The organism is Pseudomonas sp. COR18 (genome assembly GCF_048568395.1).
GTDB lineage: Bacteria > Pseudomonadota > Gammaproteobacteria > Pseudomonadales > Pseudomonadaceae > Aquipseudomonas > Aquipseudomonas fuscovaginae_B.
In genome coordinates this window covers 4,850,001-4,876,473 of record NZ_CP183808.1, presented here as the reverse complement: position 1 = coordinate 4,876,473, position 26,473 = coordinate 4,850,001, and the positions used below count along the sequence as shown (strand labels likewise).

The 26,473-nt window shown below is 62.4% G+C and carries 19 protein-coding genes, 2 rRNA genes and 2 pseudogenes (1 of these 23 running past the window's edge); 14 read left to right on the top strand and 9 right to left on the bottom strand.

From position 1 onward, the window contains the following. Positions 1–52: 52 nt before the first annotated feature. From nuoG to ACM62G_RS22290, 9 genes are all read left to right on the top strand, one after another. On the top strand, positions 53–2,767 hold the full coding sequence (nuoG, locus tag ACM62G_RS22330; RefSeq protein ID WP_419735565.1) for an NADH-quinone oxidoreductase subunit NuoG: 2,715 nt from the start codon (positions 53–55) through the stop codon (positions 2,765–2,767). Next, positions 2,764–3,771, top strand: coding sequence for an NADH-quinone oxidoreductase subunit NuoH (gene nuoH, locus ACM62G_RS22325; protein ID WP_054057227.1), 1,008 nt, complete (start codon positions 2,764–2,766; stop codon positions 3,769–3,771). The genes nuoG and nuoH overlap by 4 nt, the downstream gene beginning before the upstream one ends. Positions 3,772–3,782: 11 nt before the next feature. Further along, positions 3,783–4,331 (top strand): NADH-quinone oxidoreductase subunit NuoI, encoded by a 549-nt coding sequence (gene nuoI / locus ACM62G_RS22320; RefSeq protein WP_017903633.1) that lies wholly within the window; start codon positions 3,783–3,785, stop codon positions 4,329–4,331. A 9-nt stretch (positions 4,332–4,340) separates the two neighbouring features. Then, entirely contained in the window at positions 4,341–4,841 is a 501-nt protein-coding gene (gene nuoJ, locus ACM62G_RS22315) for an NADH-quinone oxidoreductase subunit J (RefSeq protein ID WP_054057226.1), read from the top strand. A gap of 4 nt (positions 4,842–4,845) precedes the next feature. Then, complete coding sequence (nuoK, locus tag ACM62G_RS22310; protein ID WP_017131317.1) at positions 4,846–5,154, top strand: NADH-quinone oxidoreductase subunit NuoK; 309 nt, start codon at positions 4,846–4,848, stop codon at positions 5,152–5,154. Next, entirely contained in the window at positions 5,151–7,004 is a 1,854-nt protein-coding gene (gene nuoL, locus ACM62G_RS22305; protein ID WP_054057225.1) for an NADH-quinone oxidoreductase subunit L, read from the top strand. Before nuoK ends, nuoL begins: the two co-directional genes overlap by 4 nt. Positions 7,005–7,044: 40 nt before the next feature. Then, positions 7,045–8,577, top strand: a complete 1,533-nt coding sequence (gene nuoM, locus ACM62G_RS22300) for an NADH-quinone oxidoreductase subunit M (RefSeq protein ID WP_419735564.1) — start codon at positions 7,045–7,047, stop codon at positions 8,575–8,577. 7 nt (positions 8,578–8,584) lie between these two features. Next, on the top strand, positions 8,585–10,048 hold the full coding sequence (nuoN, locus tag ACM62G_RS22295; protein WP_054057223.1) for an NADH-quinone oxidoreductase subunit NuoN: 1,464 nt from the start codon (positions 8,585–8,587) through the stop codon (positions 10,046–10,048). Positions 10,049–10,186: 138 nt separating this feature from the next. Then, positions 10,187–12,313, top strand: a complete 2,127-nt coding sequence (locus tag ACM62G_RS22290) for a TonB-dependent receptor family protein (RefSeq protein WP_419735563.1) — start codon at positions 10,187–10,189, stop codon at positions 12,311–12,313. Between the two features lie 72 nt (positions 12,314–12,385). Here the strand turns inward: ACM62G_RS22290 and ACM62G_RS22285 are convergent, their stop codons facing one another. Continuing rightward, a complete protein-coding gene (locus ACM62G_RS22285) occupies positions 12,386–13,450 on the bottom strand; it encodes an AI-2E family transporter (protein ID WP_273823230.1) in 1,065 nt (354 codons plus the stop codon). 151 nt (positions 13,451–13,601) lie between these two features. Here ACM62G_RS22285 and yegQ point away from each other — a divergent pair, with 151 nt between their 5' ends. Beyond that, positions 13,602–14,939, top strand: a complete 1,338-nt coding sequence (yegQ, locus tag ACM62G_RS22280; RefSeq protein WP_419735562.1) for a tRNA 5-hydroxyuridine modification protein YegQ — start codon at positions 13,602–13,604, stop codon at positions 14,937–14,939. Positions 14,940–15,054: 115 nt separating this feature from the next. Here yegQ and ACM62G_RS22275 read toward each other — a convergent pair whose 3' ends face one another. Beyond that, positions 15,055–15,810 (bottom strand): methyl-accepting chemotaxis protein, encoded by a 756-nt coding sequence (locus ACM62G_RS22275; RefSeq protein ID WP_419737548.1) that lies wholly within the window; start codon positions 15,808–15,810, stop codon positions 15,055–15,057. Positions 15,811–15,912: 102 nt separating this feature from the next. Next, a pseudogene (locus ACM62G_RS22270) lies at positions 15,913–16,737 on the bottom strand (cache domain-containing protein); the annotation flags it as partial. Positions 16,738–17,033: 296 nt separating this feature from the next. Here ACM62G_RS22270 and ACM62G_RS22265 point away from each other — a divergent pair. Beyond that, a pseudogene (locus ACM62G_RS22265) lies at positions 17,034–18,323 on the top strand (HAMP domain-containing protein); the annotation flags it as partial. Between the two features lie 102 nt (positions 18,324–18,425). Beyond that, a complete protein-coding gene (locus ACM62G_RS22260) occupies positions 18,426–19,181 on the top strand; it encodes a methyl-accepting chemotaxis protein (protein WP_419737547.1) in 756 nt (251 codons plus the stop codon). Between the two features lie 18 nt (positions 19,182–19,199). On the opposite strand, the gene ACM62G_RS22255 is transcribed toward ACM62G_RS22260, so the two are convergent. Genes ACM62G_RS22255 through ACM62G_RS22240 form a run of 4 tightly spaced genes read right to left on the bottom strand, consistent with a single transcriptional unit; the run spans position 19,200 to position 21,797 of the window. Then, positions 19,200–20,516 (bottom strand): ATP-binding protein, encoded by a 1,317-nt coding sequence (locus tag ACM62G_RS22255; protein ID WP_273823227.1) that lies wholly within the window; start codon positions 20,514–20,516, stop codon positions 19,200–19,202. After that, positions 20,513–21,181 carry a response regulator transcription factor gene (locus ACM62G_RS22250; RefSeq protein WP_054060211.1) on the bottom strand — a complete coding sequence of 223 codons (669 nt, stop codon included), beginning with the start codon at positions 21,179–21,181 and terminating at the stop codon, positions 20,513–20,515. The genes ACM62G_RS22255 and ACM62G_RS22250 overlap by 4 nt, the downstream gene beginning before the upstream one ends. Then, positions 21,181–21,489: a PepSY domain-containing protein gene (locus ACM62G_RS22245; protein ID WP_273823226.1), complete on the bottom strand. Its 309-nt coding sequence runs from the start codon at positions 21,487–21,489 to the stop codon at positions 21,181–21,183. Before ACM62G_RS22245 ends, ACM62G_RS22250 begins: the two co-directional genes overlap by 1 nt. Then, positions 21,489–21,797: a PepSY domain-containing protein gene (locus tag ACM62G_RS22240; protein ID WP_273823225.1), complete on the bottom strand. Its 309-nt coding sequence runs from the start codon at positions 21,795–21,797 to the stop codon at positions 21,489–21,491. The genes ACM62G_RS22245 and ACM62G_RS22240 overlap by 1 nt, the downstream gene beginning before the upstream one ends. 184 nt (positions 21,798–21,981) lie before the next feature. Between ACM62G_RS22240 and ACM62G_RS22235 the strand changes: the two genes are divergently transcribed. Together ACM62G_RS22235 and queD are read left to right on the top strand one after the other, a co-directional pair. Continuing rightward, the gene (locus ACM62G_RS22235; protein ID WP_054060214.1) at positions 21,982–23,061 is read left to right on the top strand and encodes a hypothetical protein; all 1,080 of its coding nucleotides are present in this window, start codon (positions 21,982–21,984) and stop codon (positions 23,059–23,061) included. A 68-nt stretch (positions 23,062–23,129) separates the two neighbouring features. Then, positions 23,130–23,486: a 6-carboxytetrahydropterin synthase QueD gene (queD, locus tag ACM62G_RS22230; RefSeq protein ID WP_054060215.1), complete on the top strand. Its 357-nt coding sequence runs from the start codon at positions 23,130–23,132 to the stop codon at positions 23,484–23,486. Positions 23,487–23,652: 166 nt separating this feature from the next. Here the strand turns inward: queD and rrf are convergent. After that, positions 23,653–23,768: ribosomal RNA gene (gene rrf / locus ACM62G_RS22225) — 5S ribosomal RNA — on the bottom strand. A gap of 149 nt (positions 23,769–23,917) precedes the next feature. After that, positions 23,918–26,473: ribosomal RNA gene (locus tag ACM62G_RS22220) — 23S ribosomal RNA — on the bottom strand; it runs 335 nt beyond the window's last position.

Here is a 26,473-nt window from a genome sequence, read left to right as displayed (position 1 = left end):
AGGATTCCATTAGCCACGCCCGCAGACGCGGGCCAACGAAGAACTTTGAACCATGGCCACTATCCACGTAGACGGCAAGGCACTCGAAGTCAACGGGGCAGACAACCTGTTACAGGCATGTCTGTCGCTGGGCCTCGACATTCCTTATTTCTGCTGGCACCCCGCTCTTGGCAGCGTCGGTGCCTGTCGCCAGTGCGCGGTCAAGCAGTACAACGACGAGAACGACACCCGTGGTCGTATCGTCATGTCCTGCATGACCCCGGCTACCGACAACACCTGGATTTCCATCGACGACGAAGAGTCCAAGGCGTTCCGCGCCAGTGTCGTCGAATGGCTGATGACCAACCACCCGCACGACTGCCCGGTCTGCGAGGAAGGCGGTCACTGCCACCTGCAAGACATGACCGTGATGACCGGCCACAACGAGCGCCGTTATCGCTTCACCAAGCGCACCCACCAGAACCAGGAACTCGGTCCGTTCATCGCCCACGAGATGAACCGCTGCATCGCCTGCTACCGCTGCGTACGCTTCTACAAGGACTACGCCGGCGGTACCGACCTGGGGGTATTCGGCGCCCACGACAACGTGTACTTCGGTCGCGTCGAAGACGGCACTCTGGAAAGCGAGTTCTCCGGCAACCTCACCGAGGTCTGCCCGACCGGCGTGTTCACCGACAAGACCCACTCCGAGCGCTACAACCGCAAGTGGGACATGCAGTTCGCCCCGAGCATCTGCCATGGCTGCTCCAGCGGTTGCAACATCAGCCCCGGTGAGCGCTACGGCGAACTGCGGCGCATCGAAAACCGTTTCAACGGTTCGGTGAACCAGTACTTCCTGTGCGACCGTGGCCGCTTCGGTTACGGCTACGTCAACCGCGCCGACCGTCCACGCCAGCCACTGCTGGCCGACGGCACCAGGCTGAGCCTGGACAACGCCCTGGACAAGGCCGCCGACCTGCTGCGCGGTCGCAACATCGTCGGTATCGGTTCGCCGCGCGCCAGCCTGGAAAGCAACTACGCGCTGCAGGAACTGGTCGGTGCCGAGCACTTCTACTCGGGTATCGAAGCGTCCGAGCTGGAGCGCATCCGCCTGGTGCTGCAAGTCCTCAAGGACAGCCCACTGCCCGTGCCGAACCTGCGCGACATCGAAGACCACGACGCCGTGTTCGTCCTCGGTGAAGACCTGACCCAGACCGCCGCCCGCCTGGCCCTGGCCCTGCGCCAGTCGGTCAAGGGCAAGGCCGAGGACATGGCCGACGCGATGCGCGTACAGCCGTGGCTCAACGCCGCGGTGAAAAACATCGGCCAGAACGCGCTGAATCCGCTGTTCATCGCCAGCCTCGCGGAAACCAAGCTCGACGACGTCGCCGAAGAGTGCGTGCACGCCGCACCGGATGACCTGGCCCGCCTCGGCTTCGCCGTGGCCCACGCCCTGGACGCCAGCGCACCGGCCGTCGAAGGCCTGGACAGCGAAGCCCGCGAACTGGCCCAGCGTATCGCCGACGCCCTGCTCGCGGCCAAGCGCCCACTGATCATCGCCGGTACCTCCCTGGGTTCCAAGGCACTGATCGAAGCCGCGGCGAACATCGCCAAGGCCCTGAAGCTGCGCGAGAAGGCAGGCTCCATCAGCCTGGTCGTGCCTGAGGCCAACAGCCTCGGCCTGGCCATGTTCGGTGGCGAGTCCGTCGATGCCGCCCTGGACGCGGTGATTTCCGGCCGTGCCGATGCCATCGTGGTGCTGGAGAACGACCTGTTCACCCGTACCGACGCCGCCAAGGTCGACGCCGCCCTCAAGGCCGCCAAGGTGGTGATCGTTGCCGACCACCAGAAGACCGCCACCACCGACCGCGCCCACCTGGTGCTGCCGGCGGCGACCTTCGCCGAAGGCGACGGCACCCTGGTCAGCCAGGAAGGCCGCGCCCAGCGCTTCTTCCAGGTCTTCGACCCGCAATACATGGACGCCAGCATCCTGGTTCACGAAGGCTGGCGCTGGCTGCACGCCCTGCGTGCGACCCTGCTGAACAAGCCGGTGGACTGGACCCAGCTGGACCACGTCACCGCCGCCTGCGCCGCCAGCGCGCCGCAACTGGCCGCTATCGTCGACGCCGCACCGTCGGCCGCGTTCCGCATCAAGGGCCTGAAACTGGCCCGCGAACCGCTGCGCTACTCCGGTCGTACCGCCATGCGCGCCAACATCAGCGTGCACGAGCCACGCACCCCGCAGGATCAGGACACCGCGTTCGCCTTCTCCATGGAAGGCTACTCGGGCTCCGCCGAACCGCGCCAGCAGGTGCCGTTCGCCTGGTCGCCGGGCTGGAACTCGCCACAGGCCTGGAACAAGTTCCAGGACGAAGTCGGCGGCCACATTCGTGCCGGTGACCCGGGCATCCGCCTGATCGAAAGCCGTGGCGACAACCTGGGCTGGTTCGCCAGCGTACCGGCTGCCTTCTCGCCATCGCGCGGCACCTGGCAGGCGGTACCGTTCTATCACCTGTTCGGCAGCGAGGAGAACTCCTCGAAGGCCGCACCGGTGCAGGAGCGTATCCCGGCCGCCTACGTCGCGCTGGCCAAGTCCGAAGCGGACCGCCTGGGCGTCAACGACGGTGCCCTGCTGAGCCTCAACGTGGCCGGCACCACCCTGCGTCTGCCGCTGCGCGTCAATGAACAACTGGGCGCTGGCCTGGTAGCCCTGCCGGCTGGCCTGGCCGGTATCCCGCCGGCGATTTTCGGCAAATCCGTTGACGGTCTGCAGGAGGCGGCTCAATGACCTGGTTCACCCCTGAAGTGATTGACGTGATCCTCACGGTCATCAAGGCCATCGTGGTCCTGCTGGCCGTGGTGGTCTGCGGCGCACTGCTGAGCTTCGTCGAACGTCGCCTGCTGGGCTGGTGGCAGGACCGCTACGGTCCGAACCGCGTCGGCCCGTTCGGCATGTTCCAGATCGCCGCCGACATGCTGAAGATGTTCTTCAAGGAAGACTGGACCCCACCGTTCGCCGACAAGGTGATCTTCACCCTGGCACCGGTGGTCGCCATGAGCGCCCTGCTGATCGCCTTCGCGATCATCCCGATCACCCCGACCTGGGGTGTGGCGGACCTGAACATCGGCCTGCTGTTCTTCTTCGCCATGGCCGGCCTGTCGGTGTACGCCGTACTGTTCGCCGGCTGGTCGAGCAGCAACAAGTACGCCCTGCTCGGCAGTCTGCGGGCCTCGGCCCAGACCGTTTCGTACGAAGTGTTCATGGGCCTGTCGCTGATGGGCATCGTGGTCCAGGTCGGCTCGTTCAACATGCGCGACATCGTTGAATACCAGGCCCAGCACCTGTGGTTCATCATCCCGCAGATCTTCGGTTTCCTGACCTTCTTCATCGCCGGCGTGGCCGTGACTCACCGTCACCCCTTCGACCAGCCGGAAGCGGAACAGGAACTGGCCGACGGCTACCATATTGAATACGCCGGCATGAAATGGGGCATGTTCTTCGTTGGCGAGTACATCGGCATCATCCTGATCTCGGCACTGCTGGTCACCCTGTTCTTCGGTGGCTGGCACGGTCCGTTCGGCATCCTGCCGCAACTGTCGTTCGTCTGGTTCGCCCTGAAGACCGCGTTTTTCATCATGATGTTCATCCTGCTGCGCGCCTCGATCCCGCGCCCACGGTATGACCAGGTGATGGACTTCAGCTGGAAATTCTGCCTGCCACTGACCCTGATCAATATGCTGGTGACCGCTGCGCTCGTGTTGTTGAACACGCCCGCCGGCGCGGTTCAGTGAGGATTTGACCCATGTTCAAATATATTGGTGACATCGTTAAGGGTACCGGTACCCAGCTGCGAAGCCTGGTGATGATTTTCGGCCATGGCTTTCGCAAGCGCGACACCCTGCAATACCCGGAAGAGCCGGTCTACCTGCCACCGCGCTACCGCGGCCGCATCGTCCTGACCCGCGACCCCGATGGCGAAGAGCGCTGCGTGGCGTGCAACCTGTGTGCCGTGGCCTGCCCGGTCGGTTGCATCTCCCTGCAGAAGGCCGAGACCGACGACGGTCGTTGGTACCCGGAGTTCTTCCGCATCAACTTCTCGCGCTGCATTTTCTGTGGTCTCTGCGAGGAAGCCTGCCCGACCACCGCGATCCAGCTGACGCCGGATTTCGAAATGGCCGAGTTCAAACGTCAGGATCTGGTTTACGAAAAGGAAGATCTGCTGATCTCCGGCCCCGGCAAGAACCCTGACTACAACTTCTATCGTGTTGCAGGTATGGCCGTTGCCGGCAAGCCGAAAGGCGCCGCCCAGAACGAAGCCGAACCGATCAACGTGAAGAGCTTGCTGCCTTAAGGAAGAAAGATGGAATTCGCTTTCTATTTCGCATCGGGTATCGCAGTGGTGTCCACGCTTCGCGTGATCACCAACACCAACCCCGTGCACGCCCTGCTCTACCTGATCATTTCGCTGATCGCCGTGGCGATGACCTTCTTCAGCCTCGGCGCCCCGTTCGCCGGCGCCCTGGAAGTGATCGCCTACGCCGGCGCCATCATGGTGCTGTTCGTCTTCGTGGTGATGATGCTCAACCTCGGGCCCGCCTCGGTGCTGCAGGAACGCACCTGGCTCAAGCCCGGGATCTGGATCGGGCCGGTGATCCTCGCCGCCCTGCTGCTGGCCGAACTGCTGTACGTGCTGTTCAGCCACAGCAGCGGTGTCGGCATCGGTCAAACCACCGTAGGCGCCAAGGCCGTGGGCATCAGCCTGTTCGGTCCATACCTGCTGGTCGTAGAACTGGCCTCGATGCTGCTGCTCGCCGCAGCCATCACGGCTTTCCACCTGGGCCGCAACGAGGCGAAGGAGTAATACGATGCCTGCTATCCCTCTGGAACATGGTCTGGCCGTCGCCGGCATCCTGTTCTGCCTCGGCCTGGTCGGCCTGATGGTCCGCCGCAACATTCTCTTCGTGCTGATGAGCCTGGAAGTGATGATGAACGCCGCCGCATTGGCCTTCATCGTCGCGGGCGCACGCTGGGCGCAACCGGATGGACAGATCATGTTCATCCTGGTGATCAGCCTGGCAGCCGCCGAGGCCAGTATCGGCCTGGCGATCCTGCTGCAACTGTATCGCCGCTTCCACACGCTCGATATCGACGCTGCCAGTGAGATGCGCGGATGAACATGATCTTTCTGACTTTCGTATTCCCCCTGATCGGTTTCCTGCTGCTGTCGTTCTCCCGTGGACGTCTCTCGGAAAACCTCTCGGCCCTGATCGGCGTCGGCTCCATCGGCCTGTCGGCGATCGTCGCCGCCTACGTGATCTGGCAGTTCAACGTCGCGCCTCCTGAAGGCGGCCACTACACCCTGGTGCTGTGGCAGTGGATGTCGGTGGAGGGCTTCGCCCCCAACTTCGCCCTGTACATCGACGGCCTGTCGATCACCATGCTCGGTGTGGTGGTCGGGGTGGGTTTCCTGATCCACCTGTTCGCCTCCTGGTACATGCGCGGTGAAGACGGCTACTCGCGCTTCTTCTCCTACACCAACCTGTTCATCGCCAGCATGCTGTTCCTGGTGCTCGGCGATAACCTGCTGTTCGTGTACTTCGGCTGGGAAGGCGTGGGCCTGTGCTCCTACCTGTTGATCGGTTTCTACTACAGCAACCGCAACAACGGTAATGCGGCACTGAAGGCGTTCATCGTCACCCGCATCGGCGACGTGTTCATGGCCATCGGCCTGTTCATCCTGTTCCAGCAGTTGGGCACGCTGAATATCCAGGAACTGCTGGTCAAGGCGCCTGAGCACTTCAAGGTCGGCGACTTCTGGATCGTGCTGGCGACCCTGCTGCTGCTCGGTGGTGCGGTCGGTAAATCGGCCCAACTGCCCCTGCAGACCTGGCTGGCCGACGCGATGGCCGGTCCTACCCCGGTTTCGGCACTGATCCACGCCGCGACCATGGTGACCGCCGGTGTCTACCTGATCGCCCGTACCCACGGCCTGTTCGCCCTGGCGCCGGATATCCTGCATCTGGTGGGAATCGTCGGTGGCGTGACCCTGGTTCTCGCCGGCTTCGCCGCGCTGGTTCAGACCGACATCAAGCGTATCCTCGCCTACTCGACCATGAGCCAGATCGGCTACATGTTCCTGGCCCTGGGCGTCGGCGCCTGGGAAGGCGCGATCTTCCACCTGATGACCCACGCCTTCTTCAAGGCCCTGCTGTTCCTTGCCTCCGGTGCGGTGATCGTCGCCTGCCACCACGAGCAGAACATCTTCAAGATGGGCGGTCTGTGGAAAAAACTGCCACTGGCCTACGCCAGCTTCATCGTCGGTGGTGCCGCCCTGGCCGCCCTGCCGATCGTGACCGCCGGCTTCTACTCCAAGGACGAAATCCTCTGGGAAGCCTTCGCCAGCGGTAACCATGGCCTGCTGTACGCCGGCCTGGTCGGTGCGTTCATGACCTCGCTGTACACCTTCCGCCTGATCTTCATCGCCTTCCACGGCGAAGCCAAGACCGAAGCCCATGCCGGCCACGGTATCTCCCACTGGCTGCCGCTGGGCGTGCTGATCGTGCTGTCGACCTTCGTCGGTGCCTGGATTCACCCACCACTGGCCGGCGTACTGCCGGAAAGCGCCGGTCACGCCGGCGGCGAAGCCAAGCACAGCCTGGAAATCGCCTCGGGCGCCATCGCCCTGGCCGGTATCCTGCTGGCTGCGGTGCTGTTCCTGGGCAAGCGTCGCTTCGTGACGGCCATCGCCAACAGCGGCATCGGACGCATCCTTTCGGCCTGGTGGTTCGCCGCCTGGGGCTTCGACTGGATCTACGACAAACTGTTCGTCAAGCCTTACCTGGCGATCAGCCATGTGCTGCGCAAAGACCCGCTCGACCAGACCATCGGCCTGATCCCGCGCCTGGCCAAGGGCGGTCACACCGCCCTGAGCCGCAGCGAGACCGGTCAACTGCGTTGGTATGCCGCGTCGATCGCCGCTGGTGCAGTCGTGGTGCTCGGCGCCATCGTACTGGTAGCGGTCTGACTATGAACCTTGCGACATTGCGAAAGGAATTGAGCCCGTCATGATTCTGCCTTGGCTAATCCTGATCCCCTTCATCGGCGGCCTGCTGTGCTGGCTGGGTGAGCGCACCAGCGCCACCCTCCCCCGCTGGATTGCGCTGCTGACCATGACCCTCGAACTCGCCCTCGGCCTCTGGCTGTGGGCGCACGGGGATTACCACCTGGCACCGGCGCCTGGCGCCGATCCGACCTGGGCCATCGAGTTCAGGCACGTCTGGATCCAGCGCTTCGGCATCAACGTGCACCTGGCCCTCGACGGCCTGTCGCTGCTGATGATCCTGCTGACCGGCCTGCTGGGTATCCTCTCGGTACTCTGCTCGTGGAAAGAGATCCAGCGCCACGTGGGCTTCTTCCACCTGAACCTGATGTGGATCCTGGGCGGTGTCGTCGGCGTGTTCCTCGCCCTCGACCTGTTCATGTTCTTCTTCTTCTGGGAAATGATGCTGGTGCCGATGTACTTCCTCATCGCGCTCTGGGGTCACAGTTCCTCCGATGGCAAGAAGACCCGGATCTACGCGGCGACCAAGTTCTTCATCTTCACCCAGGCTTCCGGCCTGATCATGCTGGTGGCGATCCTCGGCCTGGTGCTGGTGAACTTCAACAACACCGGCGTGATCACCTTCAACTACGCCGACCTGCTGAAGACCAAGATGTCACATGGCGTCGAGTACCTGCTGATGCTCGGTTTCTTCATCGCCTTCGCGGTGAAGCTGCCGGTGGTACCGTTCCACTCCTGGCTGCCTGATGCCCACGCCCAGGCACCGACCGCCGGTTCCGTCGACCTCGCCGGTATCCTGCTGAAGACCGCGGCCTACGGCCTGCTGCGTTTCGCCCTGCCGCTGTTCCCGAACGCTTCGGCCGAGTTCGCGCCGATCGCCATGACCCTGGGTCTGATCGGGATCTTCTACGGTGCCTTCCTGGCCTTCGCCCAGACCGACATCAAGCGCCTGATCGCCTTCTCCAGCGTCTCGCACATGGGCTTCGTGCTGATCGGTATCTACTCCGGCAGCCAGCAGGCCCTGCAAGGCGCGGTGATCCAGATGCTGGCCCACGGCCTGTCGGCAGCGGCCCTGTTTATCCTCAGCGGCCAGTTGTACGAGCGCACCCACACCCGCGACATGCGTGAAATGGGCGGCCTGTGGTCGAAGATCGCCTACCTGCCGGCCATCAGCCTGTTCTTCGCCGCCGCCTCCCTGGGGCTGCCGGGTACCGGCAACTTCGTCGGCGAGTTCCTGATCCTGATCGGTACCTTCGTCAGCGCGCCATGGATCACCGCCATCGCCACGTCCGGCCTGGTGTTCGGTTCGGTCTACTCGCTGATCATGATCCACCGCGCCTACTTCGGCCCGGCCAAGTCCGATGAAGTGCTGCACGGTATGGACGGTCGTGAACTGACCATGGTGCTCGGCCTTGCAGTACTGCTGATCTACCTCGGCGTGTACCCGCAACCGTTCCTCGACACCTCTGCCGCCACCATGCATGGCGTGCAGCAGTGGCTCGGCACCGCCTTCACTCAACTCGCTTCGGCCCGGTAAGAGCGCTATGGAATTCACGATTCAACACTTTATCGCGCTGGCGCCGCTGTTGATCACCAGCCTCACCATTATCGTGGTGATGCTGGCGATCGCCTGGCGTCGTAACCACTCACAGACCTTCCTGCTGTCCTGTGCCGGTCTCAACCTGGCGCTGCTGTCGATTCTGCCAGCGCTGAAAGTCGCCCCGCTGGCGGTGACCCCGCTGGTCCAGATCGACGATTTCGCCTGCCTGTACATGGCGCTGATCCTGGTCGCCACCCTGGCTTGCGTCACTCTCGCCCACGCCTACCTGGGCGATGGCGGTTCGGGCTACCCGGGCAACCGTGAAGAACTGTACCTGCTGATCCTGATGGCCGCCGCCGGTGGCCTGGTACTGGTCAGCGCGCAGCAACTGGCCAGCCTGTTCATCGGCCTGGAACTGCTCTCGGTACCGGTCTACGGCCTGGTGGCCTACGCGTTCTTCAACAAGCGTTCGCTGGAAGCCGGTATCAAGTACATGGTGCTGTCGGCCGCCGGTTCCGCGTTCCTGCTGTTCGGTATGGCCCTGCTCTACGCCGAAGCCGGCACCCTGAGCTTCACCGGTATCGGCCAGGCCCTGGCGGCCACCGGCCTGCCAAGCCCGATCGCCCAATTGGGCCTGGGCATGATGTTGGTCGGCCTGGCGTTCAAGCTGTCGCTGGTACCGTTCCACCTCTGGACCCCGGACGTCTACGAAGGCGCCCCGGCACCGGTAGCGGCCTTCCTGGCCACCGCCAGCAAGGTCGCCGTGTTCGCCGTGATGATTCGCCTGTTCCAGATCTCGCCGGTGGCCAGCAGCGGCGTACTGAGCAACGTCCTGGCGGTCATCGCCGTAGCCTCGATCCTGGTCGGTAACCTGTTGGCGCTGACCCAGAGCAACCTCAAGCGTCTGCTCGGTTACTCGTCCATCGCCCACTTCGGCTACCTGCTGATCGCCCTGGTGGCGAGCAAGGGCCTGGCGCTGGAAGCCATGGGCGTGTACCTGGTCACCTACGTGATCACCAGCCTCGGCGCCTTCGGCGTGATCACCCTGATGTCCTCGCCGTACAACGGTCGCGACATGGATGCCCTGTACGAGTACCGCGGCCTGTTCTGGCGCCGTCCGTACCTGACCGCCGTACTGACCGTGATGATGCTGTCACTGGCCGGCATCCCGCTGACAGCCGGCTTCATCGGCAAGTTCTACATCATCGCGACCGGTGTCGAGTCCCAGCACTGGTGGCTGATCGGCTCCCTGGTGGTCGGTAGCGCCATCGGCGTCTTCTACTACCTGCGCGTGATGGTCACCCTGTACCTGATCGAGCCGAACCTGCGTCGTCACGATGCCCAACTGCACTGGGAACAACGTGCGGGTGGCGTGATGCTGCTGGCGATCGCGATCCTGGCCTTCTTCCTCGGCGTGTACCCGCAACCGCTGCTGGAACTGGTGCAACACGCGGTCCTGGCCAGCTAAGCAAACGGCCAGCCGGACCCGACACCCCGCCCGAGGCAACTCTGGCGGGGTGTTTTGTTTTCAGGGCCTGCCGAATGCGTTGCGAACCATTCTCGACTTCTATAGGCTGGCCCGCCCTGTTCCGCCGAGCCCCTGTTGATGCGCACCGCCCTCCCCTCTTCCCTGCTCCCTCTCGCCCTGTTGTGCAGCGCGCCATTGCAAGCCGCCCCCGTCTCCGTCGAGTTGGGCGAAGTGCAGGTGCGCAGCGAAGAGGTCAGCGAGCTCGATGAGGCCCGCGAGCAGTTGCAGCAGGTGCCCGGCGCCAGCAACCTGGTCGATCTGAGCAAGGTCGAGAATGGCCGAGTCGCCAGCAACCAGGACGTGCTCGCCTACCAGCCGGGGGTCTATGCCCAGTCGGCCGGCAACGACGGTACCAAGGTGTCGATTCGTGGCTCGGGCATCAACCGCGCGCCCGGCGCCCACGGCTCGGGTGTCTACACGATGTTCGACGGCCTGCCGCTGACCGGTCCCGGCGGCACACCCTACGAGTTGTTCGAGCCGCTGTGGCTGAGCCGCGCCGAAGTGTTGCGCGGTGCCAACGGTTTCGAGCGCGGCTCGCTGGCCCTCGGTGGCGCCATCGACTACATCACCCACACCGGGCGGGATGCCGCGCCCCTGCAGGTGCGCTACGAGACCGGCAGCCATGGCTACCGCAAACGCCAGATCAGCTCCGGCCAGGTGCTGGGCGACCTGGATTACTACGTGTCACTGACAGACTCGGACTACGACGGCTACCAGGACCATACCAAGGGCAGCAGCAAGGGCATTGCGGCGAACGTCGGCTACCGCTTCAGCCCGGAACTGGAAACGCGCCTCTACCTGCGCTATCGGGAGACCGACAACGAGCTGGCCGGACGGGTGACCCAGGAGCAGATCAAGCACCATCCGCACGCGGCCAACCCGTCTTACGTCAACCGCGACGATAGCCGTCCACAACCGGGCAGTACTTGGCTGGGCAGCAAGACCACGATGTACCTGGACGACGACTCGAAACTGGAGGTCGGGCTGGTCTATCACGACTATCCAATGGATCTGCGCGAAGGCCCCAACCGCCTCAAGGTGGCCTACACCGATGTCAGCGGTACCTTGAACTACCTTCGTCGCGACACGCTGTTCGGCCGGGAGAGCAAGACCACCGTAGGCTGGCGCAGCACCAAGCACTTGCCCAACAGCGGTGCCTCGGAATACGTGCGGATCCCTTCCGGCAACACCACCGGCTATCCGGTCGGGACCAAGATCCGCGATTTCAGCTACCAGGGTTCGGACAACGTGCTGCACGCCAGCAATGACCTGGAACTGGTGCCCGATCTCTGGCTGACCACCGGCCTGGCGATGATCTATACCCGCCGTGAAAGCGATGTGAGCTATCCGGCCAGTGGCGGCAAGGTCAGCCAGCATGACTGGGACTACGCGCCGCGCGTGGGCCTGCGTTACGAGTTCAGCCCGCAGTTGCAGGTGTACGGCAATCTCAGCCGCTCGGTCGAGCCACCGCATCCGTGGTCGTTGATCTGGAGTTCGGGCACCTACTTCGGTCGAGATGCTGGTCCGGCCTACGGCCGGCAAAGCACACCGATCAAACTGCAGAACCAGACCGCAACCACCCTGGAACTGGGCAGCCGCGGCGAGTCCTGGCTCGGCAAGTGGGATCTGGCCTGGTACTACTCGGCGGTACGCCATGAGCTGCTGACCGTGGAGATGCAGGCTGCCACGCAGACCACAGGCCCGATCACCGGCGAAGTAAATGCCAGCCCTACCGTGCACCAGGGCATCGAAGCCGGCCTGGACAGCCTGCTGTGGGAGCGTCCGGCCCTGGGCAAGGTCAGCCTGCGCCAGGCCTATACCCTCAGCGACTTCCATTACCGCGATGACCGCGCCTTCGGCGACAACCGCCTGCCCGGTATCCCGCAGCATTACTATCAGGCCGAGATCCGCTACGACCATCCGACCGGGATCTATGTCGGTCTGAACACCCAGGTCGCCTCGCGCATGGCCGTGGACTACGCCAACTCACGCTACGCCTCGTCCTACGCGCTGTTCGGCGCCACCCTGGGCTACGCCTCGCCCAAGCAGGACTGGCAGACCTGGCTGGACCTGCGCAATCTCACCAACCAGCACTACGCCGCGCTGGTGGTGCCGGGCTACGACGACAAGGGGGCCGACGCGGCGCGTTCGGTGCCGGGCGAAGGCATGGGGGTGTACGCCGGAATTTCCTACAGTTTCAGGTGATTGGGTCGAAGCCAGGGCCCTTTCGCGGGCAAGTCGGATCGCCGCACCGCCGGCTCCTACAGAGGCGCGCGCTCAGGAGGGCAATCTCACGCGTTTCTTGTTCTCGGTGAAGATATCCCAGCTGGAGAGGAACAGGGCGGCGATCAACGGCCCGATGACGAAGCCGTTCAGCCCGAATACCGACAACCCGCCCAGGGTGCTGACCAGGATCAGGTAATCGGGCATGCGCGTGTCCTTGCCCACCAGGATCGGCCGCAGCAGGTTGTCCACCAGCCCGATCACGAACACGCCGAACAGCGCCAGCACCACGCCTTGCCAGATCGCCCCGCTCAGCAGGAAGTACACGGCCACCGGCGCCCAGACGATCCCCGCCCCCACCGCCGGCAGCAGCGAAAGACACCCCATGACCACCGCCCAGAGCAGGGCACTGGGGATATCCAGCAGCCAGAAGATCAACCCGCCAAGGCCGCCCTGGGTCACCGCCACCACCAGGTTGCCCTTCACCGTGGCACGCACCACGCGGTTGAACTTCAGTTGCAGGCGACGTTTCTGCTGTTCGGCCAGTGGCACCGCCGTACGGATCCGCCGCACCAGTTCCGGGCCGTCGCGCAGGAAGAAGAACAACAGGTAGAGCATGATGAAAAAGCTCACCACGAACTCGAAGGTGCCCTGCCCGACGCTGACGGCCTGGCTGGCCAGGAACTGACTGCCCTGGGTCACGCCCTCGACCACCTTGGCCTGCAGCCCATCGAGATCCCCCAGGCCGAAGCGATCGAGCAGCCGTTGAAACGAGCCTGGCAGCAGGTGCTTGAACTGCGCCACGTGGCCGGCGATGTCCAAGCGACCGCTTTCGATACTCTGGTACAACGCGGTCCCTTCCTGTACCAGCAACACGCCTATGACAATCACCGGCAGCACGGCGATCAGCAGGCAGGCTCCCAGGGTGCACAACGATGCGAGGTTACGCCGGGCCTTCAGCCGCAGCAGCAGGCGGCGCTGCAAGGGCGCGAAGACGATCCCGAGAATGACCGCCCAGAACACCGCGCCATAGAACGGCTGGAGAATCCAGAGGAAGGCCACGGTCACCAGCGCCAGCAGCACCAGCAGGAATTTGTTGTGCAGAGAAGCTTCGCTCATGTCCGGTCCATGTCGGGAAAACGCAGGGGCGCAGGGCACCCAACGATTTAGTCAGGCCAACGCGGCGATTCGTTCACAAAGTCTGGATCCAGATCAATAAAACCAGAATCCGGAAGGTTTAATCTCGCGCCCTTTTGCCGACGGTCCGCACATGCCCTTCCCTGCCCCCGAACTGCTGGCTCCGGCCGGCACCCTCAAGAACATGCGCTACGCCTTCGCCTATGGCGCCGACGCCGTCTATGCCGGCCAGCCGCGCTACAGCCTGCGGGTGCGCAACAACGAGTTCGACCACGCCAACCTGGCCCTCGGCATCCGCGAAGCCCAGGCCCAGGGCAAGCGCTTCTACGTGGTGGTGAACATCGCCCCGCACAACGCCAAGCTCAAGACCTTTCTCAAGGACCTGGCGCCGGTGATCGAGATGGCGCCGGACGCGCTGATCATGTCCGACCCGGGCCTGATCATGCTGGTGCGCCAGCACTTTCCGCAGATGCCGATTCACCTGTCGGTGCAGGCCAACACGGTGAACTGGGCCAGCGTGCAGTTCTGGCAGCAGATGGGCCTGACGCGAATCATCCTGTCCCGGGAGCTGTCCCTGGAGGAGATCGAGGAAATTCGCCAACAGGTACCGGACATGGAACTGGAGGTGTTCGTTCACGGCGCGCTGTGCATGGCCTATTCCGGGCGCTGCCTGCTATCGGGCTACATGAACCGGCGCGATGCCAACCAGGGCACCTGCACCAACGCCTGTCGCTGGAAATACAGTGCGCAGCCGGCTACGGAAAACCTCACCGGCGAGATCGTCAAGGTTTTCGAGCCCGAAGTGGTCGAGCCGACCCTTGGCCTCGGAGCGCCGACCGACCAGGTGTTCCTGCTGCAGGAGGCCAACCGCCCCGAAGCGTCGATGCCGGCCTTCGAGGACGAGCACGGCACCTACATCATGAACGCCAAGGACCTGCGCGCGGTGCAGCATGTCGAGCGCCTGGCACGGATGGGCGTGCATTCGCTGAAGATCGAGGGCCGGACCAAGTCGCACTTCTACTGCGCGCGGACCACCCAGGTCTACCGCCAGGCGATCGACGACGCGGTGGCTGGGCGCGAGTTCGACCGCGGCCTGATGACCGACCTCGAATCACTGGCCCAACGCGGCTATACCGAGGGTTTCCTGCGTCGGCACGTGCATGACGAGTACCAGAACTACCAGAACGGCAGCTCGGTTTCCGAGCGCCAGCAGTTCGTCGGCGAACTGACCGGCGTGCGCCGCGAGCGGCTGGCGGAGGTCAAGGTGAAGAACCGTTTCGAGTTGGGCGACCATCTGGAACTGATGACGCCCAGGGGAAACTTTCATTTCGACCTGGGTGAGTTGCGCAATGGCAACGGCGAGGCGATCGAGGTGGCGCCGGGGGATGGGCACACGGTTTACCTGCCGATTCCGGATCAGGTCGAGCTGGAGTTCGGGTTGTTGATGCGCGATATCCAGGTCGGTCCGTAAAATCCACTGAGGCTGCGGTGGCCTCTTCGCGGATAAACCCCACAGTGTCGAGCCTTCCTCGGTGTACGACTCAACGCTGAGCAGGATTTATCCGCGAAGAACGATAACGCCGGTCTCAGATCCGGAACTGCCCCACCAGTTTGCCCAAACGCTGCCCCAGGTCCGCCAGACTGCGGGAAGTCTGCGCGCCCTGCTGGGTCTGGTCCGCGACGTTATCCACCGCCACCGCGATCTGGTGCACGCTGCGGTTGATCTCCTCGGCCACCGCCGTCTGCTCCTCGGCAGCACTGGCGATCTGTGCGTTCATCGCGTTGATAGTCCCGATCAGTTGCGCGATGGTATCCAGCGAAGCCCCCGCCTCGTTGGCCTTCACCGAGGTACCGTCCCCAGCCTCGCTGGAACGGCGCATCGCCTCCACCGCCGACTGCGTCCCCGACTGCAGGCGATCGATCATGCCCTGGATTTCCTGGGTGCTCTGCTGGGTCCGGCTGGCCAATGCCCGCACCTCGTCCGCGACCACCGCAAAACCGCGCCCCGCCTCACCGGCGCGGGCGGCCTCGATCGCCGCGTTGAGGGCCAGCAGGTTGGTCTGTTCGGCGATCGAACGGATCACCCCGAGCACACTGACGATCGACGTCACGTCCTGCTGCAGGCTGTCCAGTGACACGCCACTGTGGCGAATGTCCTTCACCAGCGCATGAATCTGCTCGATGCTGCCATCGACCACCCGCTTGGCCGCCTGGCCTTCGGCGTCGGTCTGCTGGGCCGCGACCGCGGCGCCCTGGGCACTGCGGGCCACTTCCTGGGCCGCCGAGGACATCTGGTTGATCGCCGTGGCGACCTGATCGGTCTCGTGCCGCTGACGCTCCATCGCCTCTTCCGAACGGTTGGCCTGTTCGGATACCTGGCCGACCAAACCGGTCAACTGCCCGGTCATCTCGGTGATCTGCCGCACCAGGCTGTGGATCTTCTCGACGAAGCGGTTGAACGACCCGGCCAACTGCCCGAGTTCGTCCTGGCTGGTGATTGCCAGGCGATGGGTGAGATCGCCCTCGCCTGCGGCGATATCGTCCAGGTTGGCTTTCATCAGCACCAGGGGCCGCAGGATGGTATTGGCCACCAGCATCCCCACGATGGCAATCACCAGCAGCACCAGCAAGGCAATACCGACGATGCTCAGAACCACGCCCTCCATGCGTTCGGTGATCTTGGCCCGGACTACCGCGACCTGGGCTTCGATCCCGTCGAGGTTGACCGAGGAGCCGACCGCCATGTCCCACTTGTCCAGATACTCGGTGTAACCCAGCTTGGGCACCAGTACCGATTCCTTGCCCGGCAGCGGCGAGCTGTATTCCAGGTAGTGGGTGCCATTCTTGGCCACCTCGACCAGGCCGCGGTTGACATACACGCCATTGGGATCGCGAGTGTCCTTGAAACTTTTGCCCAGCCCGTCGGGGCTGTCACTCTTGAACAAGCGGACGATCTGCGAGTCGTAGCCGAAAAAGTAGCCGTCCTTGCCGTACTTGATGCTCGAAAGCAGCTTGATGGCCTGGTCGCGGGAAGCCTGGTCACCGGGCGCGGACGCATCGTAGAGCGGCTTGATCGCCGTCATCGCCACCGCGACATAGCTCTTGAGGGTCGCCCGGGCTTCGGCGATCAGTTGCTGGCGGGTTTCCTCGACCTCATGGCGCGCCTGATTCTGCAGAATCAACGCAGTGGTCAGGCTGATCACCACCGCAAACACCAGGACCGGCAAGACGGCGAGGGACAGGACTTTGGCCTTGAGACTCAGGCGCATGGGGATGCTCTCTTATTATTGGGCTGGTAACGGTTTAACGGCCTGAATCGCGGAAAGTTGAGCAGCCCGCACGCCCGTGCAGATGCAGGAAATAGTCGAAGTTCCTCGTTTTCCCGACAGTAAATCGACCTTTTACGACGTATTGTCGATTTTCATCGATGTTCATTCGATGGGATAAAGCCACCCTTCGTTGACGCCGGTCATTGTTTTTTATTTGAACATTCAAATAAAGAAAAAATCAGGCATGCCGTTAACCTTCCAAACCTCTGCATTTCAAAGAATAAGGACGTCGTTACATGTCGCTCAGACAGCTTTCCATCCAATGGAAGATCACCCTGCTCGCCGGGCTCTGCCTGTTGGGGATCGTCACGCTGCTGGTCAGCCTCTCGCTCTACCGCATGAAGCACAGTTCGGAACTGGTCAAGGCCTCGAGCATGGAAATGCTCAACGAGGCCGCCCAGGCGCGTATCGAGGCCCAGGGCGAAGTCCAGGCGCTGATCATCCGCCGCCAGTTCATGGATGCCTACCAATACGGCAACGGTTTCGCCCGCCAGGTGCTGTTTCTGCGCGAACAGGCCCAGAAGCGCTTTCTCGACGCCTTCGATCTGCGCGAGGACCTGACCCGCCAGGTGAAGGCCGCCCTGCAGGCCAACCCCGACCTGCTGGGGCTGTCCCTGGTGTTCGAAGCCAATGCGCTGGACGGCAAGGACGAACTGTTCGCCGGCCAGAAGAAACTCGGCAGCAACGAAAAGGGCCGCTTCGCCCTCTACTGGTCGCAACCGACCGCCGGCAGGCTGACCTCCATGTCGCTGCCGGAAAGCGACATGAGCGACACCAGCACCGGCCCCAGCGGCCAACCGAACAACACCTGGTTCACCTGCCCGCGCACCACCCTCAAGCCGTGCGTGATCGAGCCGTACTTCTACGAAATCGACGGCCACAACGTGCTGATGACCAGCATCGTCTTTCCGTTGCAGTTCGAGGGCAAGGTGATCGCCTCGCTGTCGGTGGACATCAACCTCGACAGCCTGCAAGCGGTCAGCCAGCAGGCGAGCAGCAAGCTCTACGATGGCCAGACCAGCGTCAGTATCCTCAGCCCCGTCGGCCTGCTCGCCGGCTACAGCCCGGATGCCAGCAAGCTCAGCCAGCGCCTGGACAAGGTCGATAGCCTCGACGGCGCCGCGCTGATCCAGCAACTGGCCAACAGCAGTGAGACACAGGTCTTGCGTACCCACCAGCAACTGAAGATCCTCGCGCCCTTCCAGCCGATCCCCGGCGGCAAGCCCTGGGGCGTGCTGCTCGATGTGCCGCAGAAGGTACTGGTGGGACCGGCCGAGGCGCTCAAGGCGCAGCTCGACGAGCGCGGCGCCGCCGGCACCCTGATCGAATCCGGCCTCGGCCTGCTGGCGGCGGTGATCGGCCTGCTGCTGGTCTGGCTCACCGCACGCAGCGTGACCCGGCCGATTCTCGCCGTCGCCCACATGCTGCAAGACATCGCCAGTGGCGAAGGCGACCTGACCCGCCGCCTGCACTATGACAAGCAGGACGAACTGGGCCGGTTGGCCGGCTGGTTCAACCGTTTCCTCGATAAACTCCAACCGGTGATCGCCGAGGTCAAGCGCTCGGTCCAGGACGCCCGCGGCACCGCCGACCAGTCCGCCGCCATCGCCACCCAGACCAGCGCCGGCATGGAACAGCAGTACCGCCAGGTCGACCAGGTCGCCACCGCCTCCCACGAGATGAGCGCCACCGCCCAGGATGTCGCCCGCAGCGCCGCCCAGGCCGCACAAGCCGCCCGTGATGCCGACCAGGCGACCCGCCAGGGACTGACCGTGATCGACCGTACCACCAGCAGCATCGGTCACCTGGCTGCCGACATGAGCGATGCCATGGGCCAGGTCGAAGGGTTGGCGGCCAACAGCGAGAAGATCGGCTCGGTCCTCGAAGTGATTCGCGCCATCGCCGAGCAGACCAACCTGCTGGCCCTCAACGCGGCGATCGAGGCCGCCCGCGCCGGTGAGGCCGGACGCGGTTTCGCGGTGGTCGCCGATGAAGTGCGCAACCTGGCCCGGCGCACCCAGGAGTCGGTCGAGGAGACCCGCCAGGTCATCGAAGAGCTGCAGAACGGCACCCGCGAGGTGGTCAGTTCGATGGGCAACAGTCATCGCCAGGCCCAGGGCAGTGTCGAGCAGGTCAGCCAGGCGGTGACCGCCCTGCAGCAGATCGGCAGTGCGGTCACGGTCATCACCGACATGAACCTTCAGATCGCCAGCGCGGCGGAAGAACAGAGCGCGGTGGCCGAGGAAATCAACAACAACGTGGCGACCATTCGCGATGTCACCGAGTCGCTATCGGGACAGGCCAACGAATCGGCACGGGTCAGCCAGTCGCTCAACCAGTTGGCCAACCAGCAGCAGGGCCTGATGGACCAGTTCCGGGTCTGAGGCCTGGCGCGCGGGGCTTCAGTTCCTGCGCGGCAAGTCGATCGTCACCAGCAGCCCGCCCAGCGGGCTGCTCAACAAGCGCATCTGCGCCCCCCAGGCATCGACGATATCGCGCACGATGCCCAGCCCCAGGCCATGCCCGGTGGTCTGCTCATCCAGACGCGTGCCGCGGCTGAATACCGCATCCCGGTTCTGCTCGGGAATGCCGGGGCCGTCATCCTCGATACTCAGGCGATAGCCCCCAACGGTCTCCACGATGCCCAGGCGAACCTCGGCATCCGCCCACTTGCAGGCGTTGTCCAGGAGATTGCCCAGCAGTTCGAGCAGGTCCTCGCGATCCCAGGGCAGTTGCAGGCCTGGCGGGGCGGTGTGGCTGAGCGACAGATGCTCGCCATGAATCATCCCCAGGGTCGACAGCAGGCTTGGCAACTCCGTATCGCAATCGAACAGTACGCCGGGCAAGGCGTCACCGGCCAGGCGCGCGCGATTCAGTTCACGGCTCAGGCGTTGTTCGATCTGTTCCAATTGCTCGCGCAATACCTGGCGCAGCCCCGGGTGATCATCCAGCCGGGTATCCGAGGCCAGGCTCAGCAGCACCGCCAAAGGGGTTTTCAGGGCATGCCCCAGATTGCCCAGGGCGTTACGGGAACGCTTGAGGCTGTCTTCAGTGTGGGCCAGCAGGTGGTTGATCTGTGCCACCAGCGGCTCAAGTTCCTGAGGGACTTGAGTCTCCAGCTGCGAACGCTTGCCCTGCTGCAACTGGGCGATCTGCTCCCGGGCGTTTTCCAGCGGGCGCAGGGCCCGGCGGACAGTGACCCGCTGCAGCAGCAGGATCACGATCAGCGCCGCCAGCCCGATCCCCAGGCCGATGCGCTGCATCAGCTGGAAGCTTTCCCGGACCGGCGTATAGTCCTGGGCCACGCTGATGCTGATCGACTGCCCCAGGCGCCGGTAGTCCGAGCGCAATACCAGCAGCATCTGCCTTTCCGGGCCCAATTGCAGGTTGGCGTGCAGCCCCGGCTGCTCCGGCACCGGCAGGTCCTGGTCCCAGAGCGAACGGGAACGCCAGTGATGGTCGGCGAAATCGATTCGGAAGTAGTGCCCGGAAAACGGTCGCTGATAGGCCGGGGACAGCCGGCGCTCATCCAGTTGCAGGCCGTCGGGGCCACGTACCAGGGCGACCAGCAGATTCTCGCTGTCGGCATGCAGGCCATCCTCCAGATAGCGTTGCAGGCCCATTTCGAACAACCAGAGGCTGGTCTGCGCAACGATCAGGCCGACGATCAGCAATACGCTGACCAGGCCCAGGCTCAGGCGGCGCTGGATAGACCTCACCCGCCGGCCCCACCGAACAGGTAGCCCTGGCCGCGGCGGGTCTCGATCACCGAGCGCCCCAGCTTGCGGCGCAGATGATTGACGTGCACTTCCAGGACATTCGAGTCCCGTTCGGTTTCACCGTTATAGAGATGTTCGGCCAGATGGCTCTTGGAGAGGATCTGCTCCGGGTGCAGCATGAAATAGCGCAGCAGGCGAAACTCGGCGGCGGTCAGCTGGATCTCCGCGCCGTCACGACTGACACACTGGCGACCCTCGTCCAGGTGCAGGCCCGCGGCGTTCAGGGTCGGCTGGTTCGGCTGGCCGTGGGCACGACGCAACAGCGACTGGACCCGCAGTTGCAGCTCTTCGGGATGAAAGGGTTTGGTCAGGTAATCGTCCGCACCGGCCTTGAGCCCCTCGATACGCTCGGCCCAGGAGTCGCGTGCGGTGAGGATCAGCACCGGAATGCCCAGGCCACCGGCCCGCCACTGCCGCAGTACTTCCAGCCCGGGCAGGCCCGGCAGGCCGAGATCGAGAATGACCAGATCATACGGCTCGACAGCCCCCTGGTAGGCCGCATCGCGCCCATCGGCCAACCAGTCGACGGCATACCCCTGGCGAGCCAGGCCGGCCAGCAATTCGTCGGCCAGGGGCACGTGATCCTCCACCAGCAACAACCGCATCAGTCGTCCTCCTCGTCTTTCAACAGATCGCCATTGCTGGCATCGAGCTTGAGTTCCCGGACCACACCGGCCTGGGTCAGCAACTCGACTTCATAGACATAGTGACCGTGCTTGCTCTCAAGCTCGGCCTCCAGCAGCTTTGACCCGGGATGATGGCCCATGGCCCGTTGCAACAGGCTTTCCAGGGGTAGTATCACTCCCTGCTGGCGCAGGCGCAGGGCCTCGTCCTGATCCAGATCCCTGGCCGCTGCCAGGGAACAGAGGGTTGCCAGCATCAACAGACTGCAGGCGCGCAAATTGAAGATCATTACCTGTCCTGATGGTCCTTGAGAACCTGACCGCTACCGGCGTCCAATTCGATTTCCCACTCAACTCCCTGAGCGTCGCGCAGTTCTATCCGATAAATATAGTGACCGTATCGCTGCTCCAGCCCGGTATCGCTCGGCAGTGCACCGGGGTGCCTGGCCACGGCGATGGCGGCCAATCGATCAAGAGACAGGATTGTACCTGCCGCCTGCAGTTTCGCCGCCTCATCAACGGCAATATCGCGACCCGAGACTTCGGAGGTGGCGACCCACAGAGCCAAAAAGACCAAAGCGGTGCCCAGGGCTTTCATCACAACACTCCATGGCAAATGGCCAGTTACCGGTTACAAGGTAACCACTTCAACTTAAATGAAGCTGAATTTCCTGGACCATTGCCGGTCCACGCCTCAGGCACGGTCTGTCGATTTGCCCGATACCCGCAGCGACTCGCGACAACCTTCCCTATAATCCGGCTATTCACAGAACGAGAGCTGTATGACTGCGATCCATATCAAATATCCCGCGCTGACGCTCAAGGCCGGCAAGCGCGCCTATCGGCGCATCCGTGAAAGCGGGCTGAAAGCCGCCGATGTCGGCACCCTGCCCGGCGCGGCGGGTGGACCGAAAGCCCTGGGTATCCAGGGGCTGGACCTGGCGCTGTTCGGTCAATGGCTACCCGGCAGCCCACGGGAACGTTCGCTGATCGGTGCCTCGATTGGCGCCTGGCGGTTTGCCAGCGCCTGTCTGCCGGATGCTGCCAAAGGGATCGAACGGCTGGGCCAACTCTATAACGAACAGAGTTTTGCCAAGGGCGTGACCATGGCGCAGGTCAGCCGCAGTTGCGAGCGCATGCTGCATGACCTGCTCGAGGGGCGCGATGCCTCGATCCTGAGCAACGAACGCTACCGGTTGAACGTGGTCATCGTCAAAAGCCATGGCCTGCTGGCGGACGATCATCGGGGCCGTCTCGGCTTGGGCCTGTCTTCCGTGATCGCCGACAATCTGCTGGGCCGTGCGCGCCTGGCCCGGCATTTCGAGCGGGTGATCCTGCATGACCCACGTCTCTCCCCTCCCCTGCTGCCCCTGAAGGACTTTCCCTCGCGCCTGCTGCCGCTGGCGACGGAGAACCTGCGCCAGGGCCTGCTGGCCTCGGGATCGATCCCGATGGTCATGGAGGGCGTACGCGACATCGTCGGCGTCGGCAATGGCACCTATCGCGATGGCGGGTTGCTCGACTATCACCTGGACCTGCCCTACAGCGGTGACGATGTGGTGCTGTACCCACATTTCACCGACAAGGTCATACCCGGCTGGTTCGACAAGACCCTCCCATGGCGCCGCGGCAGTCCTGACCGCTTGCAGGATGTCCTGCTGCTGGCACCTTCGCAGGAATACCTGGCCCGGTTGCCCTACGGCAAGCTGCCGGATCGTAACGACTTCAAGCGCTTTATGGGCGACGATCGGAGTCGCCAGAGCTACTGGCGCAAGGCGATGGAGGAAAGCCGGCGACTGGGCGATGAATTCCTCGACCTGGCCGATAACGGTGGACTGGCGGAGCGCCTGCTGGCGCTTTGAGACGGTTATTCCCGCAACGGAACTGTTAAACTGCCCAGCTGCATGCATTCTTCAGAGCTGACAATACCGTGGAAATCTTCAAAGAGTTTACGTTCGAATCCGCCCACCGCCTGCCCAACGTGCCCGCCGGGCACAAGTGTGGCCGCCTGCATGGCCACTCCTTCAAGGTGGCGATCCACCTGAGCGGTGATATCGATCAGCATACCGGCTGGATTCGTGACTTCTCCGAGATCAAGGCGATCTTCAAGCCGCTGTACGAGCGCCTGGACCACAACTATCTGAACGAGATTCCCGGCCTGGAAAACCCCACCAGCGAAAACCTGGCGAAGTGGATCTGGAAGGAACTGAAGCCACTGCTGCCTGAGCTGTCGGCGATCCGGATTCACGAGACCTGCACCAGCGGTTGCATCTATCGCGGGGAGTGAATCCCGAGTATTGAAAAACCACCTGCGAAGGTGGTTTTTTTATGCCTGGAGGATGGAGGCGGCCTTTGTACGGGCAAGCCCTGCACCGGACGTTTCAACGCCGGTTTCAACACCGCAAAAGACAAAACCCCTACCTGCCTGCGCAGATAGGGGTTTTGGAATTTAATCTTGACGATGACCTACTCTCACATGGGGAAACCCCACACTACCATCGGCGATGCATCGTTTCACTTCTGAGTTCGGGATGGGATCAGGTGGTTCCAATGCTCTATGGTCGTCAAGAAATTCGGTAGCCAGCTCGTTGCCTGGGCAACGCTCCAGCGAATCGGGTACGTGACAGTCTTTGGTGCTTTGTGCGTGGCAAACTTTCGGTTCACTTCGTCTTCATACACCGCAATCTGCTCATTCGACGCAAATTGCTTGGGTGTTATATGGTCAAGCCTCACGGGCAATTAGTATGGGTTAGCTCAACGCCTCACAGCGCTTACACACCCCACCTATCAACGTCGTAGTCTTCGACGGCCCTTCAGGGAACTCAAGGTTCCAGTGAGATCTCATCTTGAGGCAAGTTTCCCGCTTAGATGCTTTCAGCGGTTATCTTTTCCGAACATAGCTACCCGGCAATGCCACTGGCGTGACAACCGGAACACCAGAGGTTCGTCCACTCCGGTCCTCTCGTACTAGGAGCAGCCCCTCTCAAATCTCAAACGTCCACGGCAGATAGGGACCGAACTGTCTCACGACGTTCTAAACCCAGCTCGCGTACCACTTTAAATGGCGAACAGCCATACCCTTGGGACCGGCTTCAGCCCCAGGATGTGATGAGCCGACATCGAGGTGCCAAACACCGCCGTCGATATGAACTCTTGGGCGGTATCAGCCTGTTATCCCCGGAGTACCTTTTATCCGTTGAGCGATGGCCCTTCCATACAGAACCACCGGATCACTAAGACCTACTTTCGTACCTGCTCGACGTGTCTGTCTCGCAGTCAAGCGCGCTTTTGCCTTTATACTCTGCGACCGATTTCCGACCGGTCTGAGCGCACCTTCGTACTCCTCCGTTACTCTTTAGGAGGAGACCGCCCCAGTCAAACTACCCACCATACACTGTCCTCGATCCGGATAACGGACCTGAGTTAGAACCTCAAAGTTGCCAGGGTGGTATTTCAAGAATGGCTCCACGCAAACTGGCGTTCACGCTTCAAAGCCTCCCACCTATCCTACACAAGCAAATTCAAAGTCCAGTGCAAAGCTATAGTAAAGGTTCACGGGGTCTTTCCGTCTAGCCGCGGATACACTGCATCTTCACAGCGATTTCAATTTCACTGAGTCTCGGGTGGAGACAGCGCCGCCATCGTTACGCCATTCGTGCAGGTCGGAACTTACCCGACAAGGAATTTCGCTACCTTAGGACCGTTATAGTTACGGCCGCCGTTTACCGGGGCTTCGATCAAGAGCTTCGCTTTCGCTAACCCCATCAATTAACCTTCCGGCACCGGGCAGGCGTCACACCCTATACGTCCACTTTCGTGTTTGCAGAGTGCTGTGTTTTTAATAAACAGTCGCAGCGGCCTGGTATCTTCGACCGGCATGGGCTTACGGAGCAAGTCCTTCACCCTCACCGGCGCACCTTCTCCCGAAGTTACGGTGCCATTTTGCCTAGTTCCTTCACCCGAGTTCTCTCAAGCGCCTTGGTATTCTCTACCTAACCACCTGTGTCGGTTTGGGGTACGGTTCCTGGTTATCTGAAGCTTAGAAGCTTTTCTTGGAAGCATGGCATCAACCACTTCGCGTCCTAAAGGACACTCGTCATCAGCTCTCGGCCTTAAGATCCCGGATTTACCTAAGATCTCAGCCTACCACCTTAAACTTGGACAACCAACGCCAAGCTGGCCTAGCCTTCTCCGTCCCTCCATCGCAATAACCAGAAGTACAGGAATATTAACCTGTTTTCCATCGACTACGCTTTTCAGCCTCGCCTTAGGGACCGACTAACCCTGCGTCGATTAACGTTGCGCAGGAAACCTTGGTCTTTCGGCGTGGGTGTTTTTCACACCCATTGTCGTTACTCATGTCAGCATTCGCACTTCTGATACCTCCAGCAAGCTTCTCAACTCACCTTCACAGGCTTACAGAACGCTCCTCTACCGCGTCACTTGCGTGACACCCGTAGCTTCGGTGCATGGTTTGAGCCCCGTTACATCTTCCGCGCAGGCCGACTCGACTAGTGAGCTATTACGCTTTCTTTAAAGGATGGCTGCTTCTAAGCCAACCTCCTAGCTGTCTAAGCCTTCCCACATCGTTTCCCACTTAACCATGACTTTGGGACCTTAGCTGACGGTCTGGGTTGTTTCCCTTTTCACGACGGACGTTAGCACCCGCCGTGTGTCTCCCACGCTCGGCACTTCCAGGTATTCGGAGTTTGCATCGGTTTGGTAAGTCGGGATGACCCCCTAGCCGAAACAGTGCTCTACCCCCTGGAGTGATACGTGAGGCGCTACCTAAATAGCTTTCGAGGAGAACCAGCTATCTCCGAGCTTGATTAGCCTTTCACTCCGATCCACAGGTCATCCGCTAACTTTTCAACGGTAGTCGGTTCGGTCCTCCAGTCAGTGTTACCTAACCTTCAACCTGCCCATGGATAGATCGCCCGGTTTCGGGTCTATACCCAGCGACTAAACGCCCTATTAAGACTCGCTTTCGCTACGCCTCCCCTATTCGGTTAAGCTCGCCACTGAATATAAGTCGCTGACCCATTATACAAAAGGTACGCAGTCACAGAACAAAGTCTGCTCCCACTGCTTGTACGCATACGGTTTCAGGATCTATTTCACTCCCCTCTCCGGGGTTCTTTTCGCCTTTCCCTCACGGTACTAGTTCACTATCGGTCAGTCAGTAGTATTTAGCCTTGGAGGATGGTCCCCCCATATTCAGACAAGGTTTCTCGTGCCCCGTCCTACTCGATTTCATGGCCAAGAGACTTTCGC

What these genes read in the sequence shown, in the direction of transcription:
- yegQ (WP_419735562.1), top strand. Translation starts at nt 13,602, where the DNA reads ATGCCCTTCCCTGCCCCCGAACTGCTGGCTCCGGCCGGCACCCTCAAG.
- ACM62G_RS22250 (WP_054060211.1), bottom strand. Translation starts at nt 21,181, where the DNA reads ATGCGGTTGTTGCTGGTGGAGGATCACGTGCCCCTGGCCGACGAATTG.
- nuoG (WP_419735565.1), top strand. Translation starts at nt 53, where the DNA reads ATGGCCACTATCCACGTAGACGGCAAGGCACTCGAAGTCAACGGGGCA.
- nuoH (WP_054057227.1), top strand. Translation starts at nt 2,764, where the DNA reads ATGACCTGGTTCACCCCTGAAGTGATTGACGTGATCCTCACGGTCATC.
- ACM62G_RS22240 (WP_273823225.1), bottom strand. Translation starts at nt 21,797, where the DNA reads ATGAAAGCCCTGGGCACCGCTTTGGTCTTTTTGGCTCTGTGGGTCGCC.
- ACM62G_RS22275 (WP_419737548.1), bottom strand. Translation starts at nt 15,810, where the DNA reads ATGGAGCGTCAGCGGCACGAGACCGATCAGGTCGCCACGGCGATCAAC.
- ACM62G_RS22290 (WP_419735563.1), top strand. Translation starts at nt 10,187, where the DNA reads ATGCGCACCGCCCTCCCCTCTTCCCTGCTCCCTCTCGCCCTGTTGTGC.
- ACM62G_RS22260 (WP_419737547.1), top strand. Translation starts at nt 18,426, where the DNA reads ATGGAACAGCAGTACCGCCAGGTCGACCAGGTCGCCACCGCCTCCCAC.
- ACM62G_RS22245 (WP_273823226.1), bottom strand. Translation starts at nt 21,489, where the DNA reads ATGATCTTCAATTTGCGCGCCTGCAGTCTGTTGATGCTGGCAACCCTC.
- ACM62G_RS22235 (WP_054060214.1), top strand. Translation starts at nt 21,982, where the DNA reads ATGACTGCGATCCATATCAAATATCCCGCGCTGACGCTCAAGGCCGGC.
- nuoL (WP_054057225.1), top strand. Translation starts at nt 5,151, where the DNA reads ATGAACATGATCTTTCTGACTTTCGTATTCCCCCTGATCGGTTTCCTG.
- ACM62G_RS22285 (WP_273823230.1), bottom strand. Translation starts at nt 13,450, where the DNA reads ATGAGCGAAGCTTCTCTGCACAACAAATTCCTGCTGGTGCTGCTGGCG.
- nuoI (WP_017903633.1), top strand. Translation starts at nt 3,783, where the DNA reads ATGTTCAAATATATTGGTGACATCGTTAAGGGTACCGGTACCCAGCTG.
- nuoN (WP_054057223.1), top strand. Translation starts at nt 8,585, where the DNA reads ATGGAATTCACGATTCAACACTTTATCGCGCTGGCGCCGCTGTTGATC.
- nuoJ (WP_054057226.1), top strand. Translation starts at nt 4,341, where the DNA reads ATGGAATTCGCTTTCTATTTCGCATCGGGTATCGCAGTGGTGTCCACG.
- nuoM (WP_419735564.1), top strand. Translation starts at nt 7,045, where the DNA reads ATGATTCTGCCTTGGCTAATCCTGATCCCCTTCATCGGCGGCCTGCTG.
- nuoK (WP_017131317.1), top strand. Translation starts at nt 4,846, where the DNA reads ATGCCTGCTATCCCTCTGGAACATGGTCTGGCCGTCGCCGGCATCCTG.